This window comes from Pseudomonas canadensis, from assembly GCF_030980095.1.
Taxonomy (GTDB): Bacteria; Pseudomonadota; Gammaproteobacteria; order Pseudomonadales; family Pseudomonadaceae; genus Aquipseudomonas; species Aquipseudomonas canadensis.
In genome coordinates, this window is sequence record NZ_CP133298.1 from 924,393 (window position 1) to 941,967 (window position 17,575).

Below are 17,575 nucleotides of genomic sequence, written 5' to 3' on the forward strand. Positions count from 1 at the left end.
TATCTATGCGGCCTGCTGAAACTGCTGGCGATACTGGTTCGGTGACAACTCCGTGTGCTGCCGGAACAACCGCGCAAAGAAACTCGCATCGTCGTAACCCACCTCATAACTGATGGTCTTGATGCTCTTGCGGCTGCCCGAGAGCAGGCCCTTTGCCGTCTCGATGCGCAGCCGTTGCAGGTAATGTAGCGGCTTGTCACCGGTAGCGGTCTGGAAGCGGCGCATGAAGTTGCGGATGCTCATGCCGTGTTCCCGGGCCACGTCTTCGAAGCGGAATTTGTCGGCGAAGTGTTCTTCGAGCCAGTGCTGGATCTGCAGGATGATCACATCCTGGTGCAGCTTCTGCCCGCCAAACCCGATGCGTCCCGGTGAATAGCTACGCTGCACTTCATAGAGGATATCGCGGGCCACGGCCTGGGCGATGTTGGCGCCGCAGAAACGTTCGATCAGGTAGATATAGAGGTCGCACGCCGAGGTGGTGCCGCCGGCGCAATACAGGTTGTCGGCGTCGGTGAGGTGCTTGTCCTGGTTGAGTTGGACCTTGGGGAAGCGTTCGCTGAAGGCGTTGAAGAAGCGCCAGTAGGTGGTCGCTTCCTTGCCGTCGAGCAGGCCGGCTTCGGCCAGCCAGAACACCCCGGTGGCTTCGCCGCACAATACGGCGCCGCGTGCGTGTTGCTCACGCAACCAAGGCAGCACTTGTGGGTAGCGAGTGCACAAGGCGTCGAAGTCATCCCAGAAGGCCGGTAGCACGATGATGTCGGCGTCTTCCAGGCCGCCGTCCACCGGCATGATTACATCACTGAAGCTGCGTACCGATTGCCCGTCGGGGCTGACCAGGCGCGATTCGAACGCGGGAGTCAAGCCCAATCCTTGTTGCTTGCCGTAACGCAGGCTGGCGAGGTGGAAGAAATCCTTGGCTTGCATGAGGGTTGAAGCGAATACCCGATCAATGGCCAAAATGCTGACGCGCCGCAACGGCGTGGAGATTTGGTTAGACATAATTTCATTTATTCTTATAGGGGAAAGTGGTCACCAGACGGCTGGATCGTCTTATTTTTTGTCGCATGTGTCCAGTGTCCCGTGCTGCCTTCGGGGCATAGTCTCTGTGGGCTCGTCCTTGTCCGACAATCCACGCAGGTGACCCATGATTCCCAGAACCTTGTTCAGTCCGGAACACGAACTCTTCCGCGAGAGCGTGCGCACCTTCCTCGAAAAAGACGCCGCGCCGTTCCATGGGCAGTGGGAGAAACAGGGCTACATCGACCGCAGCTTATGGAGCAAGGCGGGGGAGGCGGGGATGCTGTGTTCCCACCTGCCAGAAGAATATGGCGGGCTGGGCGCGGACTTTTTGTACAGCGCGGTGGTGATCGAGGAGATCAGCCGGCTGGGGCTGACCGGCATCGGTTTTTCCCTGCATTCGGATATTGTTGCGCCATATATCCTGCATTACGGCAGTGAGGCGTTGAAACACAAATACCTGCCCAAGCTGATCTCCGGTGAAATGGTCACGGCCATTGCCATGACCGAGCCGGGCGCTGGTTCCGACCTGCAAGGGGTGAAAACCACGGCAGTGCTGGACGGCGATGACTACGTGATCAATGGCTCCAAAACCTTCATCACGAACGGCTATCTGGCCGAGCTGGTGATCGTGGTGGCCAAGACCGATCCCAAGGCGGGCGCCAAAGGCACCAGCCTGTTCCTCGTGGAGGCCGACACGCCGGGCTTCGACAAGGGCAAGCGCTTGGAAAAGGTGGGCATGAAGGCCCAAGACACCTCGGAGCTGTTCTTCCAGGATGTGCGGGTGCCCAAGGAAAACCTGCTGGGCCAGGCGGGCATGGGCTTCGCTTACCTGATGCAGGAGTTGCCGCAGGAGCGGCTGACGGTTGCGATTGGTGCCTTGTCGTCAGCCGAGGCGGCGCTGGAGTGGACCCTGACCTACACCCGCGAGCGCAAGGCGTTCGGCAAGGCGATCGCGGACTTCCAAAACACCCGGTTCAAGCTGGCGGAGATGGCCACCGAGATTCAGATCGGCCGCGTATTCGTCGACAAATGCATGGCGCTGCATCTGGAAGGCAAGCTGGATGTGCCCACGGCGGCGATGGCCAAGTACTGGGCCACGGACCTGCAATGCAAGGTGCTCGATGAGTGCGTGCAGTTGCACGGCGGCTACGGCTTTATGTGGGAATACCCGATTGCACGGGCGTGGGCGGATGCACGGGTGCAGCGCATTTATGCGGGGACCAACGAGATCATGAAGGAAATTATTGCTAGGGCGCTGTAATCTGCGGTGCTGCTGATGGCCGCTTTCGCGAGCAAGCCCGCTCCCACAGTTGACCGCATTCTCATGCTGGAACTCGGTCAACCGTGGGAGCGGGCTAGCCCGCGAAAGCGGCTTGAAGATCAATCAAGGCGCTGGGTTCGGATGATCCTTTTGAATCGCCTCAATCCCGTCCAGCACCTCTTTCGACAATTTCAGCTCGGCACTGGCAATGTTGCTATCCAGTTGCTCCAGCGACGTCGCACCAATGATATTGCTGGTCACAAACGGCTGCTGCGTCACAAACGCCAATGCCATCTGCGCCGGGTCCAGGCCGTGCTCCCGTGCCAACGCCACATAACGGCTGCATGCCGCTTCCGACTGCGGGTTGAAGTAACGGCTGAAGCGGCTGTATTCGGTCAGCCGTGCCTTGGCCGGACGCGCACCGTTTTCATACTTGCCGCTGAGCATGCCGAACGCCAGTGGCGAATACGCCAGCAAACCGCACTGTTCACGGATCGCGACTTCCGCCAGGCCCACTTCAAAGCTGCGGTTGAGCAGGTTGTAGGGGTTCTGGATCGACACTGCGCGGGTCCAGCCACGGGCTTCAGCCAGGGCCAGGAATTTCATGGTGCCCCACGGCGTTTCGTTGGACAGGCCGATGTGGCGGATCTTGCCGGCCTTCACTTGTTCGTCCAGCGCTTCGAGGGTTTTTTCCAGCGGGGTGAGGTCGTCTTCGTCCTTGTGCTTGTAGCTCAGTTGGCCGAAGAAGTTGGTGCTGCGTTCCGGCCAGTGCAGTTGGTAGAGGTCGATCCAGTCGGTCTGCAGACGTTTGAGGCTGGCATCCAGGGCGTCGACGATGTGCTTGCGGTTGTGGCGCAGGTGGCCATCGCGGATGTAGTCGATGGTGTTGCCGGGGCCGGCGATCTTGCTGGCCAGGATCCAGTCGGCACGGTCGCCACGGCTTTTGAAGTAATTGCCGATGTAGCGCTCGGTGGTGGCATAGGTGTCGGCCTTGGGCGGCACCGGGTACATTTCGGCCGTGTCGAGGAAGTTGATCCCCGCACCCTTGGCCCGCTCGATCTGCGCGAAGGCCTCTGCCTCGCTGTTCTGCTCGCCCCAGGTCATGGTGCCCAAGGCTATCGCGCTCACGTTCAGATCCGTACGGCCCAGCTGTCGATAATCCATCGGGTACTCCTTCAGGGAAAACAATCATAAAAGCAGGTTGAATTTTTTTTCGCAATCTGCATAATTGCCCACCTCTTTCTGCAGTGGAAGTGATGCGCCGCCTGCCGAAGAATCTTGCCGTTGAACGGACGCGCCGACCCGAGCCCCCGATAGCGTCTGTATCCGGCTGCCTTTGACTTGTCAAAGTACGCACTATTCAGTAAGATCCGCCGTCTAATTTACAGGGCGGCCCCTGAGGCTATTAAAGAATGACAACTTTTACTGCAAAACCGGAAACAGTTCAGCGCGACTGGTTTGTCGTCGACGCCGCTGGTCAGACCCTGGGTCGTCTGGCCACTGAAGTCGCCAGCCGTCTGCGTGGCAAGCACAAGCCTGAGTACACCCCTCACGTTGATACCGGTGACTACATTGTCATCATCAACGCTGAGCAGGTTCGTGTAACCGGCAACAAAGCAAGCGACAAAATGTACTACCGTCACTCCGGTTTCCCAGGCGGTATCAAGTCTTCCAACTTCGAAGGCCTGATTGCCAAGAAGCCTGAAGCCCCGATCGAAATCGCGGTCAAAGGCATGCTGCCTAAGGGCCCACTGGGTCGCGATATGTTTCGCAAGCTGAAAGTCTATGCGGGCGCTGTACACCCTCATGCTGCTCAGCAGCCCCAAGAACTGAAGTTTTAACGGAATAGTTCATTATGTCGGCGACTCAAAATTACGGCACTGGCCGTCGCAAAACCGCAACCGCTCGCGTTTTCCTGCGTCCGGGTACTGGTAACATCTCGATCAACAACCGCTCCCTGGACAACTTCTTCGGCCGCGAAACTGCCCGCATGGTAGTTCGTCAGCCGCTGGAACTGACCGAGACCGTTGAAAAGTTCGACATCTACGTCACCGTTATCGGTGGCGGTGTAAGTGGTCAAGCTGGCGCAATCCGCCACGGTATCACTCGCGCTCTGATGCAGTACGACGAAACCCTGCGTGGCGCTCTGCGCAAAGCTGGCTTCGTGACTCGCGATGCCCGTGAAGTTGAACGTAAGAAAGTCGGTCTGCGTAAAGCGCGTAAGCGTCCGCAGTACTCGAAGCGTTAATTCGCTTTACGTTCCACAAAAACGCCCAGCCTCCTCACGGAGCTGGGCGTTTTTTATTGCCTGCGATTTATGCATAAAAATCGCCGTGACAACTTGCCACATCCGTAGACCCCCTATACTACAAGGCCTGGAGGCTAAGCTCCCGGCAATTCCCTTGTCAGACGTGGGGCTTTTCATTACCATTCGGCAAAATTTTTATAAGTAAAGATTCAACACTTAGTAGACGCCTGATTTAACAGGCCAAAAAGCTGATGGGAGAGGACTGAATGAGCAATGACGGCGTGAATGCAGGCCGGCGTCGCTTCTTGGTAGCAGCCACATCCGTGGTGGGTGCTGCAGGAGCGGTGGGGGCTGCGGTCCCGTTCGTGGGGTCATGGTTTCCCAGTGCCAAGGCGAAAGCCGCAGGTGCACCGGTGAAGGTGAATATCAGCAAGATCGAGCCAGGGCAGCAGATGATTGCTGAATGGCGCGGCCAGCCGGTCTTCATTGTTCGTCGTACTGAGGAAATCCTGGGGAATCTCAAAAAGATTGAAGGCCAGTTGTCTGACCCCAAATCCGAGAAGTCCGACCAACCCGCCTACGCCAAGAACGAAGTGCGTTCGATCAAGCCGGAGATCCTGCTGCTGGTCGGTCTCTGTACTCACCTGGGGTGCTCGCCTACGTTCCGCCCGGAAGTGGCCCCTGTCGATCTGGGCAAGGATTGGGTCGGCGGTTATTTCTGTCCGTGCCACGGCTCGCACTACGACCTTGCTGGTCGCGTTTACAAGTCCCAGCCCGCTCCCCTGAACCTGCCGGTTCCTCCGCACACCTACGAAACTGACGACCTCATTGTCATTGGCCTCGATAAGGAGAACGCGTGATGAGCAAGTTCATGGATTGGGTGGATGCGCGCTTCCCCGCCACTAAAATGTGGGAAGACCATCTCAGCAAATATTACGCGCCGAAAAACTTCAACTTCTTCTACTTCTTCGGCTCCCTGGCGCTGCTGGTGCTGGTCAACCAGATCGTCACCGGCGTTTGGTTGACGATGAGCTACACCCCGTCGGCGGAAGAGGCGTTTGCCTCCGTCGAGTACATCATGCGGGACGTCGAGTACGGCTCGATCCTGCGCCTGTTGCACTCTACCGGCGCCTCGGCGTTCTTTATCGTCGTCTACCTGCACATGTTCCGGGGCCTGCTCTACGGCTCCTACCAGAAGCCTCGTGAGCTGGTGTGGGTGTTCGGCATGCTGATCTACCTGGCGCTGATGGCCGAAGCCTTCATGGGTTACCTGCTGCCGTGGGGCCAGATGTCGTACTGGGGCGCCCAGGTGATCATCTCGCTGTTCGGTGCGATTCCGGTGATCGGCAACGACCTGACGCAGTGGATCCGTGGTGACTACCTGATCTCGGGCATCACCCTGAACCGCTTCTTCGCCCTGCACGTGGTGGCCTTGCCGATCGTGATCCTGGGCCTGGTGGTACTGCACATCCTGGCGCTGCACGAAGTGGGTTCCAACAACCCGGATGGCGTGGACATCAAGAAGCACAAGGACGAAAACGGCATCCCGCTGGATGGCATTCCGTTCCACCCTTACTACACCGTGAAAGACATTGTCGGCGTGGTGGTGTTCCTCTTCGTGTTCTGCTCGATCGTGTTCTTTTTCCCGGAGATGGGCGGGTATTTCCTGGAGAAGCCTAACTTCGAACAGGCCAACGCCTTCAAGACACCTGAGCACATTGCCCCAGTCTGGTACTTCACGCCGTTCTACGCGATCTTGCGGGCGATCCCGGACAAGCTCATGGGCGTGATCGCCATGGGCGCGGCCATCGCGGTGCTGTTCGTGCTGCCTTGGCTCGACCGAAGCCCGGTCAAGTCCATGCGCTACAAGGGCTGGCTGAGCAAGATCTGGCTGTGGGTGTTCTGCATTGCGTTCGTGATCCTGGGTGTGCTGGGCGTACTGGCGCCGACCCCTGAGCGTACGTTGCTGTCGCAGGTCTGCACCTTCCTGTACTTCGCCTACTTCATTCTGATGCCGTTCTACACCCGGCTCGAGAAGACCAAACCGGTTCCGGAAAGGGTGACTGGCTGATGAAAAAGTTATTCGTTGCATTGATGCTTGCGGCCTTGCCGCTACTGTCCTTCGCTGCCGAGCACGGCGGACCGGAACTGGAAAAAGTCGATATCGACGTATCGGACAAGGCTGCCATGCAAGACGGCGCACGCACGTTCGCCAACTACTGCATGGGCTGTCACAGCGCCAAGTTCCAGCGTTACGAGCGGGTTGCCGATGACCTCGGCATCCCCCATGAAATGATGCTCGAGAAGCTGGTGTTCACCGGCGCCAAGATCGGCGACCACATGACCATCGGCATGAAGCCTGCGGACGCCAAGACCTGGTTCGGCGCAGCACCGCCTGACTTGACCCTGGTGGCTCGTGTACGCGGCACCGACTGGCTCTATGGCTACCTGAAATCCTTCTACGAAGACCCGGCACGTCCGTATGGCGTGAACAACCGTGTGTTCCCGAACGTCGGCATGCCTAACGTTCTGGTCGGCCTGCAAGGCAAGCAAGTGGTAGGATGCAAGCAGATCCAGGTCGTTGAAGACGGCAAGAAGCAATACGATCCGTTGACCGGCACGCCTTTGACTCATGAAGCGTGCGATCAACTGAAGATAGAAACCCCAGGTTCGTTGACAGACGAGCAGTTCGACGAGAAGGTCAAGAACCTTGTGACCTTCCTGGCCTACTCGGCCAACCCGGTCAAACTGGAGCATCAGCGCATCGGCACCTATGTGTTGCTGTACCTGGCCTTCTTCTTCGTATTCGCCTATCTGCTCAAACGCGAATACTGGAAGGATGTGCATTGATCCAACCGTAAGCAATTGCTGTTAATCTTGCGCGCCCAGCGGCATCTCTGAATACGTAGCGACCTGGTTGAACCGGTTGTTACAGAGATGCTCTCTGGGCGCGCTCGTTTTTGAGCTTTCGATAATTTCAACAAGCGAGGAGGACCGCCATGGGCGTGACCAATCGGTTGGCCTGTTACTCCGACCCCGCCGACCACTATTCCCACCGAGTACGCATCGTGCTCGCAGAGAAGGGTGTCAGCGCCGAGATCATCAGTGTGGAGGCGGGCCGTCAGCCGCCAAAACTGATCGAAGTGAACCCTTACGGCAGCTTGCCCACCCTGGTCGATCGTGACTTGGCGTTGTGGGAGTCAACCGTGGTGATGGAATACCTGGATGAGCGTTACCCGCATCCGCCTTTGCTGCCGGTGTACCCGGTGGCGCGTGCCAACAGCCGCCTGCTGATCCATCGGATCCAGCGTGACTGGTGCGGGCTGGTGGATGTGATTCTGGATTCGCGTACAAAAGAAGCGGTTCGGGTGCAGGCGCGTAAGGAATTGCGCGAGAGCCTGACCGGCGTTTCGCCATTGTTCGCCGATAAGCCTTTTTTCCTCAGTGAGGAACAAAGTTTGGTGGATTGCTGCCTATTACCGATACTCTGGCGCTTGCCGATTCTCGGTATTGAACTGCCGCGGCCTGCCAAGCCGCTGCTTGATTACATGGAGCGCCAGTTTGCGCGTGAGGCTTTCCAGGCAAGTCTGTCTGGTGTCGAACGCGATATGCGCTAAGGCTTAAGGAGCCGCTGATGAACTCCAGTCGACCCTACTTGGTCCGCGCGCTCTATGAGTGGATTGTGGACAACGATTGCACCCCGCACATGCTGGTCAATTCCGAGTTTCCTGCGGTTCAGGTACCGGAGGGTTTTGCCAGTGATGGGCAAATTGTGTTGAACGTATCGCCGAGTGCCGTGCGCCACCTGCACATGGACAACGAAGCCGTGAGCTTCGAAGGGCGTTTTGGCGGCGTGCCGCATACGCTGTTCGTGCCGATTGGCGCCATCCTCGGCATCTATGCCCGGGAGAACGGCCAAGGCATGGTGTTCGATCTGGAGTCGCCTTTCGAGGGTGACGAATCGATCGAAAACGAAGACGGCGATGACCAGCCGCCACCGGATTCCGAGCCACCGCGCCCTAGCGGTCGGCCGAGTCTTAAAGTGGTGAAGTAATGAGCTTCCCCTCTGGGGCGAGCTGAAAAAATACCTCGACGTGTGTCGGGGTATTTTTTTGCGCGAAGGATAGGGATGAAAGTCGCGCCTGGACGGTGATCGTACAACCACCATGGGCTATGATGCGTGCTCAAGCTCACCGAGAAAGATGATCCATCATGGAAAACGCCAACACCGCCCCTCGTCTTCCCCGCAAGCGCCGCAGCCTTGCCCAGGAATTGGTCACGGTGTTGTCCGAGCAGATCCGCGACGGCCAGCTCAAGCGAGGCGACAAGTTGCCCACCGAGTCGGCGATCATGGACGCCCACGGGGTGAGCCGAACCGTAGTGCGAGAAGCGATCTCGCGCTTGCAGGCGGCGGGGCAGGTGGAAACCCGCCATGGCATCGGCACCTTTGTGCTGGACACGCCAAGCCCGAGCGGTTTCCGTATCGACCCGGCCACCGTGGTGACCCTGCGTGATGTGCTGGCGATTCTGGAGTTGCGGATCAGCCTGGAAGTTGAGTCCGCAGGTCTGGCCGCGTTGCGCCGCAGCGACGAGCAACTGGCCGCCATGCGTGCGGCGCTCGATGCCCTGAATGAAAGCGCAGCTCACGCCGGTGACGCGGTGGCCTCCGACTTTGCATTCCACCTGGAAATTGCCCTGTCCACCGGCAACCGCTACTTCACTGACATCATGACCCACCTGGGCACCAGCATCATTCCACGCACCCGCCTGAATTCGGCGCGCCTGGCCCATGATGACCAGCAGCACTATATGGGGCGCTTGAGTCGTGAGCATGAAGAGATTTATGAAGCGATTGCGCGTCAGGATTCGGATGCGGCGCGGGCGGCCATGAGGTTGCATTTGACCAATAGCCGCGAGCGGCTGCGCCATGCCCATGAAGAGGCAGAAGCGCAGCGCGGTTGAAGGCTGCACCGACCCTGTAGGAGCCCGGCTTTCCGGCGATAGCGTCCAAAAGATCGTCATCGCCGGCAAGCCGGGCTCCTACTGCGTCAGTTGGCGGGTTGGTTTGGCTTGTAGTCCTTGAGCAGCAGGTAAGTGCTCCACCCCCACCAATCATTCGTCCAGTGCTTGTCGTTCAGGTCATTCACGTCCTTGCGACGCAGCACCTTGTCGCCCTCCATTTTGAACAACGGCGAGAAGTTGTTCGCCGGGTTCTGCGCAGCATTCAAATCCGGCACATACAACGGCGCCTTGAAATTGGCCGGGGAGGGCGCGACACCACTGATAAAGGTGTCGAAAATCTCATCCGCCGAAGCTTGCACAGCGCGTTTGACTTGCACGCGGTTGTCCGCATCGATGGCGTCGAAGTAGCGTTTGTCTCCATACGCGTGCCATTGATCGCCCATGGCGTTACGCACCTTGAGCCCGAACTTGCTGTCTTCGTCATGCATGAAGCGGCTGATCAGCGAGCCCAGCTCACCTGGCGTCACCACAGCTGCCAGTTGTTTACGCGGTACACGCAGATGGCCGGCCGAGAACAGATCGGTCAAAAAGTGATCAGCAAAACTGTTCATGGCGTACGCCAGTTCCAGCGCTTGGTCGGTGCCGGTCTGGTGAGCCACGACGGCTTGTTGCAGCGCCGCCGTATGCCCCGCCAGATAGGCCGACAGCGCCCATTCGCCAAAGTGGTCGGCATTGTCCGCTGCCAGTTTCAGGTAACGTCCCAACGGAATCAGCGCCGAAACTGCGCTGCCACCGCCGGTGATGCGATTCCATTCCTCGGACAACGTATCACCCAAGGCGTCGTAGGCTTCATGAGCTTGTTTGCCATCCTTGATCGCCTGCTTGACCGCATTGATCTCCTTTTGCATCACCGCGAGGATCTTGTGCGCTTCTTCCCGCGAGGCGGGCAGTACGGCGAGCGTATTGAAGGCCGCGGTAAAGCGTTGCACACGCTCGGCGGGGGAGGCGCCATCGCTGATCGGTTGACCGGGGATGCCATAGAAATCACCGCCTAGGGCGATTACTTGGCCATAGGTCAGCGCCAGCCCATTGGGCAGGTGCAGCTCGACTTGGTGTGCGGGAATCGCCGGGGCATCCTTGACGAAGCGCAACAGGGTTTCATCGCCGATGGCAGTGTGTTCACCGCCTTCGAAGCGCAAGATAGGTGGGTTCTTTTCGGGTGCTGCGAGTTCAAGACCTGACATGTTAGCTCCTTGCTATGTCGTAGGAATCTTCCGTAATGACTGTATGCATATACAGTTAAATCGAGAATAGAGGAAAAATTTCCTACGTCAAGAAGGTGCGCATTCAAAGCGGCCACAATGAAGTCTGATGAATTGCAGTTGACGAATCTTTTTATAGTTGTACGATGACGTACGACATCACCAAAACCAACAACAACCTTTCAATAGAAAGTCTTCGCCCAGGGTGTTCGAATAATGAATCCACAAGAACTGAAGTCCATCCTTTCCCACGGTCTGCTGTCTTTCCCGGTGACCGATTTCAACGCCCAGGGTGACTTTCACCAGGCGGGTTACATCAAGCGTCTGGAATGGCTGGCCCCTTACGGCGCCACCGCCTTGTTCGCGGCCGGCGGTACTGGTGAGTTTTTCTCCCTCGCTGCCAGTGAGTATTCCCAGGTGGTGAAAACCGCCGTTGATACCTGCGCCACCAGCGTGCCGATCCTGGCCGGTGTCGGTGGTTCGACCCGCCAAGCCATCGAGTACGCCCAGGAAGCCGAACGTCTCGGCGCCAAAGGCCTGCTGCTGCTGCCGCACTACCTTACCGAAGCCAGCCAGGACGGGGTTGCCGCCCACGTTGAAGCCGTGTGCAAATCGGTCAAGATTGGTGTGGTGGTCTACAACCGTAACGTCTGCCGCTTGACCGCGCCGCTGCTGGAACGCCTGGCCGAGCGCTGCCCGAACCTGATCGGCTACAAGGATGGCCTGGGTGATATCGAGTTGATGGTGTCGATCCGTCGCCGCCTCGGTGATCGTTTCAGTTACCTCGGCGGCCTGCCGACTGCAGAGGTTTACGCCGCTGCCTACAAGGCCCTGGGCGTACCGGTGTACTCCTCGGCGGTGTTCAACTTCATCCCTAAAACTGCGATGGACTTCTACCACGCGATTGCCAAGGACGATCACGCCACCGTTTCCAAGATCATCGACGACTTCTTCCTGCCGTACCTGGACATCCGTAACCGCAAGGCCGGGTATGCCGTGAGCATCGTCAAGGCCGGTGCAAAAATCGCCGGCTACGACGCAGGCCCGGTGCGTACGCCGCTGACCGACCTGCTGCCGGAAGAATATGAAGCCCTGGCCGCGCTGATCGACAAGCAAGGCGCGCAATAACCCATTTACAAGGCCGCTGAGAAATCAGCGGCCTTTTGCGTCAGGAGAAGATTCGTGTCCCAAGCCCAACGTTTTGACAACTACATTAATGGCCAGTGGGTGGCCGGTGCCGACTACTGCGTCAACCTCAACCCGTCGGAGTTGTCCGATGTCATTGGCGAATACGCCAAGGCGGATGTTGCCCAAGTCAACGCCGCTATCGACGCAGCCCGCGCAGCATTCCCGGCCTGGTCCACGTCCGGGATCCAGGCGCGCCATGACGCGCTGGATAAAGTCGGCAGCGAAATCCTCGCGCGCCGCGAAGAACTCGGCACCCTGCTGGCCCGTGAAGAGGGCAAGACCCTGCCCGAAGCCATCGGCGAAGTAACCCGCGCCGGTAACATCTTCAAGTTCTTTGCCGGTGAGTGCCTGCGCCTGTCCGGCGACTACGTGCCGTCGGTTCGTCCGGGAGTCAACGTCGAAGTCACCCGTGAAGCCCTGGGGGTGGTCGGCCTGATCACGCCGTGGAACTTCCCGATCGCCATCCCCGCCTGGAAAATCGCCCCGGCCCTGGCCTACGGCAACTGCGTCGTGATCAAGCCGGCTGAACTGGTGCCGGGCTGCGCTTGGGCACTGGCGGAAATCATTTCCCGTGCGGGCTTCCCAGCCGGCGTGTTCAACCTGGTAATGGGCAGCGGTCGCGTGGTTGGCGACGTGCTGGTCAACAGCCCAAAAGTTGATGGCATCAGCTTCACCGGTTCTGTCGGTGTCGGTCGTCAGATCGCCGTCAGCTGTGTGTCGCGCCAGGCCAAAGTGCAGTTGGAAATGGGCGGCAAGAACCCGCAGATCATCCTCGATGACGCCGACCTCAAGCAGGCTGTCGAGCTGTCGGTACAGAGCGCGTTCTACTCCACCGGCCAGCGTTGCACGGCCTCCAGCCGCTTGATCGTCACCGCCGGTATCCACGACCAGTTCGTCGCGGCCATGGCCGAACGCATGAAGTCGATCAAGGTCGGCCACGCGCTGAAAAGCGGCACCGACATCGGCCCAGTGGTTTCCCAGGCGCAGTTGGATCAAGACCTCAAGTACATCGACATCGGCCAGAGCGAAGGTGCGCGGTTGGTCAGCGGTGGCGGCCTGGTCACCTGTGACACCGAAGGCTACTACCTGGCGCCGACGCTGTTTGCCGACAGCGAAGCGGCCATGCGCATCAGCCGTGAAGAGATCTTCGGGCCGGTGGCCAACGTTGTGCGTGTGGCGGACTACGAAGCGGCGCTTGCCATGGCCAACGACACCGAGTTCGGGTTGTCGGCGGGCATTGCCACCACGTCGCTCAAGTACGCCAACCACTTCAAGCGCCACTCCCAGGCCGGGATGGTGATGGTCAACTTGCCGACTGCCGGTGTGGACTATCACGTTCCGTTCGGTGGCCGTAAGGGCTCATCCTATGGGTCGCGCGAGCAAGGTCGCTATGCGCAAGAGTTCTACACCGTGGTGAAGACCAGCTACATCGGTTCGTAATACGGCGCACCTAACTCCTGTAGGAGCCGGCTTGCTGGCGATGGAATCAACACGGTGTTTCTGAACCACCGCAGTGATGCCATCGCTGGCAAGCCAGCTCCTACAGAGGCGCCGAGCAACAGACAAAAATTACCCGCAAAAAAAATAATTAGTGGGAGTACTTCTTCATGCAAGCGACCAAGCCGACCCATGTCCGCTATTTGATCCTGCTCATGCTGTTCCTGGTGACCACGATCAATTACGCCGACCGGGCCACCATCGCCATCGCAGGCTCCAGCCTGCAAAAAGACCTCGGCATCGACGCGGTCACCCTCGGTTACATCTTCTCTGCATTCGGTTGGGCCTACGTGGCCGGGCAAATTCCCGGTGGCTGGCTGCTGGACCGGTTCGGCTCCAAGAAAGTCTATGCGCTGAGCATCTTCACCTGGTCACTGTTCACCGTGCTGCAAGGCTATGTCGGTGAGTTTGGTGTCTCCACCGCCGTGGTGGCGCTGTTTATGCTGCGCTTTATGGTCGGTCTGGCCGAAGCGCCTTCGTTTCCCGGAAATGCCCGGATTGTCGCGGCGTGGTTTCCTACGGCTGAGCGCGGTACGGCTTCAGCGATCTTCAACTCGGCGCAGTACTTCGCCACGGTGCTGTTTGCGCCGCTGATGGGCTGGATTGTCTACAGCTTCGGCTGGCAGCACGTGTTTATCGTGATGGGTGTGATCGGCATCATTTTCTCGCTGATCTGGCTGAAAGTTATCCACAGCCCGCGCCAGCACCCGATGATCAACGAAGCCGAGTTCAATCACATCGCCGCCAATGGCGCGATGGTCGATATGGATCAGGATAAAGGCAAGGGTAAGAAAACCGACGGTCCGAAGTGGGATTACATCCGCCAGTTGCTGACCAACCGCATGATGCTCGGCGTGTACCTGGGCCAGTATTGCATCAACGGTATCACCTACTTTTTCCTCACATGGTTCCCGGTGTACCTGGTGCAGGACCGTGGCATGACCATCCTCAAGGCCGGTTTCATCGCTTCCTTGCCGGCGATCTGCGGGTTTATCGGCGGCGTGCTCGGCGGGGTGATTTCGGATTATCTGCTGCGCAAGGGGCATTCCCTGACCTTCGCCCGCAAGGCGCCGATCATTGGGGGCCTGCTGATTTCCAGCAGTATCGTGGCCTGCAACTACGTGGATATCGAGTGGATGGTGGTGGGCTTCATGGCCTTGGCCTTCTTCGGTAAAGGCGTTGGCGCACTGGGCTGGGCGGTAGTCTCCGACACCTCGCCGAAACAAATCGCCGGCCTCAGTGGCGGCTTGTTCAACACCTTCGGTAACCTCGCGTCGATCACTACCCCTATTGTGATCGGCTACATCATCAGCACCACCGGCTCGTTCAAATGGGCCCTGGTGTTCGTCGGCGCCAATGCGCTGGTGGCGGTGTTCAGCTACCTGGTCATCGTTGGGCCGATCAAACGTGTAGTCCTCAAAGAGCCGCCTGCCAAGGGGCCTGAGTTGACCAACCTAACCGAAGCGCATTCCTGAGGGGCCGTGTGATGCAGTTGATTGAACATGCCGACTCGCCGCGCTCGATTCGTTTGCACGAACGCGACAACGTGGTGATCGTGGTCAATGACCAAGGCGTACCGGCCGGGACCGAATTCCCGGATGGCCTGGTGACCGTGGATTTCATCCCTCAGAGTCACAAGGTGACCCTGGAAGATATCCCCGAGGGCGGCCAGATTATTCGCTATGGCCAGACCATCGGATACGCCCTGGCGCCGATTCCGCGTGGTAGTTGGGTGCAGGAAGATCAACTGCGCATGCCCACCGCGCCGCCGTTGGACAGCTTGCCGCTGTCCACCGAGGTGCCTGAGGCCCAGGCGCCCTTGGAAGGGTTTACCTTCGAGGGTTACCGCAACGCGGATGGTACTGTGGGTACACGCAATATCCTTGGCATCACCACCACGGTGCAGTGCGTCACCGGCGTACTGGACCATGCGGTCAAGCGCATCAAGGACGAATTGCTACCCAAGTACCCGCACGTTGACGACGTGGTAGCGCTGACCCACAGCTACGGCTGTGGTGTGGCGATCACTGCGACCGATGCCTACATCCCGATCCGCACGGTACGCAACCTGGCGCGCAATCCGAACCTGGGCGGCGAAGCCCTGGTGATCAGCCTGGGCTGCGAGAAACTGCAGGCCGGGCAGGTGATGCACGACAACGACAGCTCGGTCGACCTGAGTGAGCCCTGGCTGTATCGGCTGCAGGATTCCAGCCACGGCTTTACCGAGATGATCGAGCAGATCATGGAATTGGCCGAGACGCGCCTGAAGAAACTCGACCAGCGCCGCCGGGAAACCGTGCCGGCGTCGGAGTTGATCCTGGGCATGCAGTGCGGCGGCAGTGATGCGTTTTCCGGTATCACCGCCAACCCGGCGCTGGGCTATGCCTCGGATCTGTTGCTGCGGGCTGGGGCGACGGTGATGTTTTCCGAAGTGACCGAAGTTCGCGATGCGATTTACCTGCTGACCTCTCGCGCTGAAAGCGAAGTCGTTGCCCAGGAACTGGTCCGGGAAATGGATTGGTACGATCGCTACCTGGCCAAGGGCGAGGCGGACCGCAGCGCCAACACCACGCCGGGAAACAAGAAGGGCGGCTTGTCGAACATTGTCGAGAAGTCCTTGGGCTCCATCGTCAAATCCGGCAGCAGCGCGATCAATGGCGTGCTGGGTCCGGGTGAGCGCTTCAAGAGTAAGGGCCTGATCTTTTGCGCAACCCCGGCCAGTGACTTTGTGTGCGGCACGTTGCAACTGGCGGCAGGGATGAACCTGCATGTGTTCACCACCGGACGCGGCACACCTTACGGGCTGGCGATGGCGCCAGTGGTGAAGGTGTCGACGCGTACGGAGCTGGCACAGCGTTGGCCGGACCTGATCGATATCGACGCTGGGCGTATTGCCACTGGGCGGGCGAGCATCGAGGAATTGGGGTGGGAGTTGTTTCACTTCTACCTGGATGTGGCCAGCGGCAAGAAGCAGACGTGGGCGGAGCACCACAAGCTGCACAACGACATCACCTTGTTCAACCCGGCACCGATTACCTGACTGTGGTGAGCGGGCTTGTCGGATCGCCGCATCGCCCGCGCTGGGTGGCGATCCGACAAGCCCGCTCACTACAAGGATCTAGACCAGACGAAGCGGCCTACACTGGCTTATCATTAGCCACCTAACGACGCTCACCAAGGTTTTCCCCGGCATGCTGGCAATTTTCCTCACGACCCTGACCATCACTGCGCCGGTGTTTGCCATGCTGTTCCTGGGTGTGTTGCTCAAGCGCATCAACTGGATCAACGACAACTTCATCCACACGGCCTCGTCCCTGGTGTTCAACGTCACCATGCCGGCGCTGCTGTTCCTCGGCATCCTGCATGCCGACCTGCACTCGGCGCTCAAGCCAAGCCTTCTGATCTACTTTGCCGTCGCCACCTTGCTCAGCTTCGCCCTGGCCTGGGGTTGGGCAATCTTTAGTTGCCCGCGTGAAGACCGGGGTATCTACACGCAAGGCGCGTTTCGCGGCAATAACGGCGTGATCGGCCTGGCGCTGGCCGCCAGCATGTACGGCGATTACGGCATCTCCCTCGGCGCGATTCTCGCGGCGTTGGTGATCCTGTTCTACAACACCCTGTCGACCATCGTGTTGGCGGTGTACAGCCCGGTGATCAAGTCCGATCCGTGGAGCATTTGCAAAAGTGTGGTGGCCAACCCGCTGATCATCAGCGTGATCGTGGCGGCGCCGTTCGCTTATTTTCAGATTGGCCTGCCTGGCTGGTTGGAAAAATCCATGCAGTATCTGGCGGATACCACCTTGCCGTTGGCCTTGATCTGCATTGGCGGCACCTTGTCCCTGGCAGCGTTGCGCAAGAGCGGCAACAGGGCGCTGAGCGCGAGCTTGATGAAGATGGTCTGGCTGCCAGTGGTGGCGACCTTAGGCGCGTGGTTGCTGGGCTTTCGCGGGCCGGAGCTGGGGATTCTGTTCCTGTATTTCGGTGCGCCGACCGCAGCCGCCAGTTTTGTGATGGCCAGGGCGGCCGAGGGTAATCATGAGCTGGCGGCGGCAATTATCGTGATCACCACCTTGATGGCGGCGGTGACCACGAATATCGGGATCTTCGTGTTGCAGGCAGGAGGTTGGATCTGAGGGG

At 59.0% G+C, this 17,575-nt stretch carries 17 protein-coding genes; 14 read left to right on the plus strand and 3 right to left on the minus strand.

Annotation, left to right across the window (positions count from 1 at the left end):
- Positions 1-3: 3 nt before the first annotated feature.
- The gene (locus RB216_RS04130; protein WP_174890977.1) at positions 4-924 is read right to left on the minus strand and encodes a GlxA family transcriptional regulator; all 921 of its coding nucleotides are present in this window, start codon (positions 922-924) and stop codon (positions 4-6) included.
- A gap of 220 nt (positions 925-1,144) precedes the next feature.
- Here RB216_RS04130 and RB216_RS04135 point away from each other — a divergent pair, with 220 nt between their 5' ends.
- Complete coding sequence (locus tag RB216_RS04135; RefSeq protein WP_068932276.1) at positions 1,145-2,281, plus strand: acyl-CoA dehydrogenase family protein; 1,137 nt, start codon at positions 1,145-1,147, stop codon at positions 2,279-2,281.
- A 123-nt stretch (positions 2,282-2,404) separates the two neighbouring features.
- Here RB216_RS04135 and RB216_RS04140 read toward each other — a convergent pair whose 3' ends face one another.
- Positions 2,405-3,445, minus strand: coding sequence for an NADP(H)-dependent aldo-keto reductase (locus RB216_RS04140; protein WP_308908353.1), 1,041 nt, complete (start codon positions 3,443-3,445; stop codon positions 2,405-2,407).
- Positions 3,446-3,693: 248 nt separating this feature from the next.
- On the opposite strand from RB216_RS04140, the gene rplM reads away from it, so the two are divergent.
- The 8 genes from rplM (at position 3,694) to RB216_RS04180 (ending at position 9,491) form a co-directional block, all read left to right on the plus strand.
- Positions 3,694-4,122: a 50S ribosomal protein L13 gene (rplM, locus tag RB216_RS04145; protein ID WP_003188508.1), complete on the plus strand. Its 429-nt coding sequence runs from the start codon at positions 3,694-3,696 to the stop codon at positions 4,120-4,122.
- Positions 4,123-4,136: 14 nt separating this feature from the next.
- Entirely contained in the window at positions 4,137-4,529 is a 393-nt protein-coding gene (gene rpsI / locus RB216_RS04150) for a 30S ribosomal protein S9 (protein WP_002555064.1), read from the plus strand.
- A gap of 266 nt (positions 4,530-4,795) precedes the next feature.
- Positions 4,796-5,389: a ubiquinol-cytochrome c reductase iron-sulfur subunit gene (gene petA, locus RB216_RS04155; RefSeq protein WP_016976232.1), complete on the plus strand. Its 594-nt coding sequence runs from the start codon at positions 4,796-4,798 to the stop codon at positions 5,387-5,389.
- The gene (locus tag RB216_RS04160) at positions 5,389-6,600 is read left to right on the plus strand and encodes a cytochrome b (protein WP_003171746.1); all 1,212 of its coding nucleotides are present in this window, start codon (positions 5,389-5,391) and stop codon (positions 6,598-6,600) included. Before petA ends, RB216_RS04160 begins: the two co-directional genes overlap by 1 nt.
- On the plus strand, positions 6,600-7,379 hold the full coding sequence (locus RB216_RS04165) for a cytochrome c1 (protein ID WP_010213166.1): 780 nt from the start codon (positions 6,600-6,602) through the stop codon (positions 7,377-7,379). Before RB216_RS04160 ends, RB216_RS04165 begins: the two co-directional genes overlap by 1 nt.
- 149 nt (positions 7,380-7,528) lie before the next feature.
- Entirely contained in the window at positions 7,529-8,146 is a 618-nt protein-coding gene (locus RB216_RS04170) for a glutathione S-transferase N-terminal domain-containing protein (protein ID WP_016971566.1), read from the plus strand.
- A 17-nt stretch (positions 8,147-8,163) separates the two neighbouring features.
- Positions 8,164-8,583: a ClpXP protease specificity-enhancing factor gene (locus RB216_RS04175; protein ID WP_016976231.1), complete on the plus strand. Its 420-nt coding sequence runs from the start codon at positions 8,164-8,166 to the stop codon at positions 8,581-8,583.
- A 158-nt stretch (positions 8,584-8,741) separates the two neighbouring features.
- Positions 8,742-9,491 carry a FadR/GntR family transcriptional regulator gene (locus RB216_RS04180; protein ID WP_016976230.1) on the plus strand — a complete coding sequence of 250 codons (750 nt, stop codon included), beginning with the start codon at positions 8,742-8,744 and terminating at the stop codon, positions 9,489-9,491.
- Between the two features lie 86 nt (positions 9,492-9,577).
- Here the strand turns inward: RB216_RS04180 and RB216_RS04185 are convergent, their stop codons facing one another.
- Entirely contained in the window at positions 9,578-10,735 is a 1,158-nt protein-coding gene (locus RB216_RS04185) for a phosphatidylcholine-hydrolyzing phospholipase (protein WP_028618836.1), read from the minus strand.
- A gap of 234 nt (positions 10,736-10,969) precedes the next feature.
- On the opposite strand from RB216_RS04185, the gene kdgD reads away from it, so the two are divergent.
- From kdgD to RB216_RS04210, 5 genes are all read left to right on the plus strand, one after another.
- A complete protein-coding gene (gene kdgD, locus RB216_RS04190) occupies positions 10,970-11,881 on the plus strand; it encodes a 5-dehydro-4-deoxyglucarate dehydratase (protein ID WP_016976228.1) in 912 nt (303 codons plus the stop codon).
- 54 nt (positions 11,882-11,935) lie between these two features.
- Positions 11,936-13,381, plus strand: a complete 1,446-nt coding sequence (locus RB216_RS04195; RefSeq protein ID WP_049710003.1) for an aldehyde dehydrogenase family protein — start codon at positions 11,936-11,938, stop codon at positions 13,379-13,381.
- A gap of 167 nt (positions 13,382-13,548) precedes the next feature.
- Complete coding sequence (locus tag RB216_RS04200) at positions 13,549-14,913, plus strand: MFS transporter (RefSeq protein WP_028618838.1); 1,365 nt, start codon at positions 13,549-13,551, stop codon at positions 14,911-14,913.
- Between the two features lie 11 nt (positions 14,914-14,924).
- The gene (gene garD, locus RB216_RS04205) at positions 14,925-16,478 is read left to right on the plus strand and encodes a galactarate dehydratase (RefSeq protein ID WP_308908354.1); all 1,554 of its coding nucleotides are present in this window, start codon (positions 14,925-14,927) and stop codon (positions 16,476-16,478) included.
- A gap of 151 nt (positions 16,479-16,629) precedes the next feature.
- Positions 16,630-17,571, plus strand: coding sequence for an AEC family transporter (locus RB216_RS04210; RefSeq protein ID WP_028618840.1), 942 nt, complete (start codon positions 16,630-16,632; stop codon positions 17,569-17,571).
- Positions 17,572-17,575 lie beyond the last annotated feature (4 nt).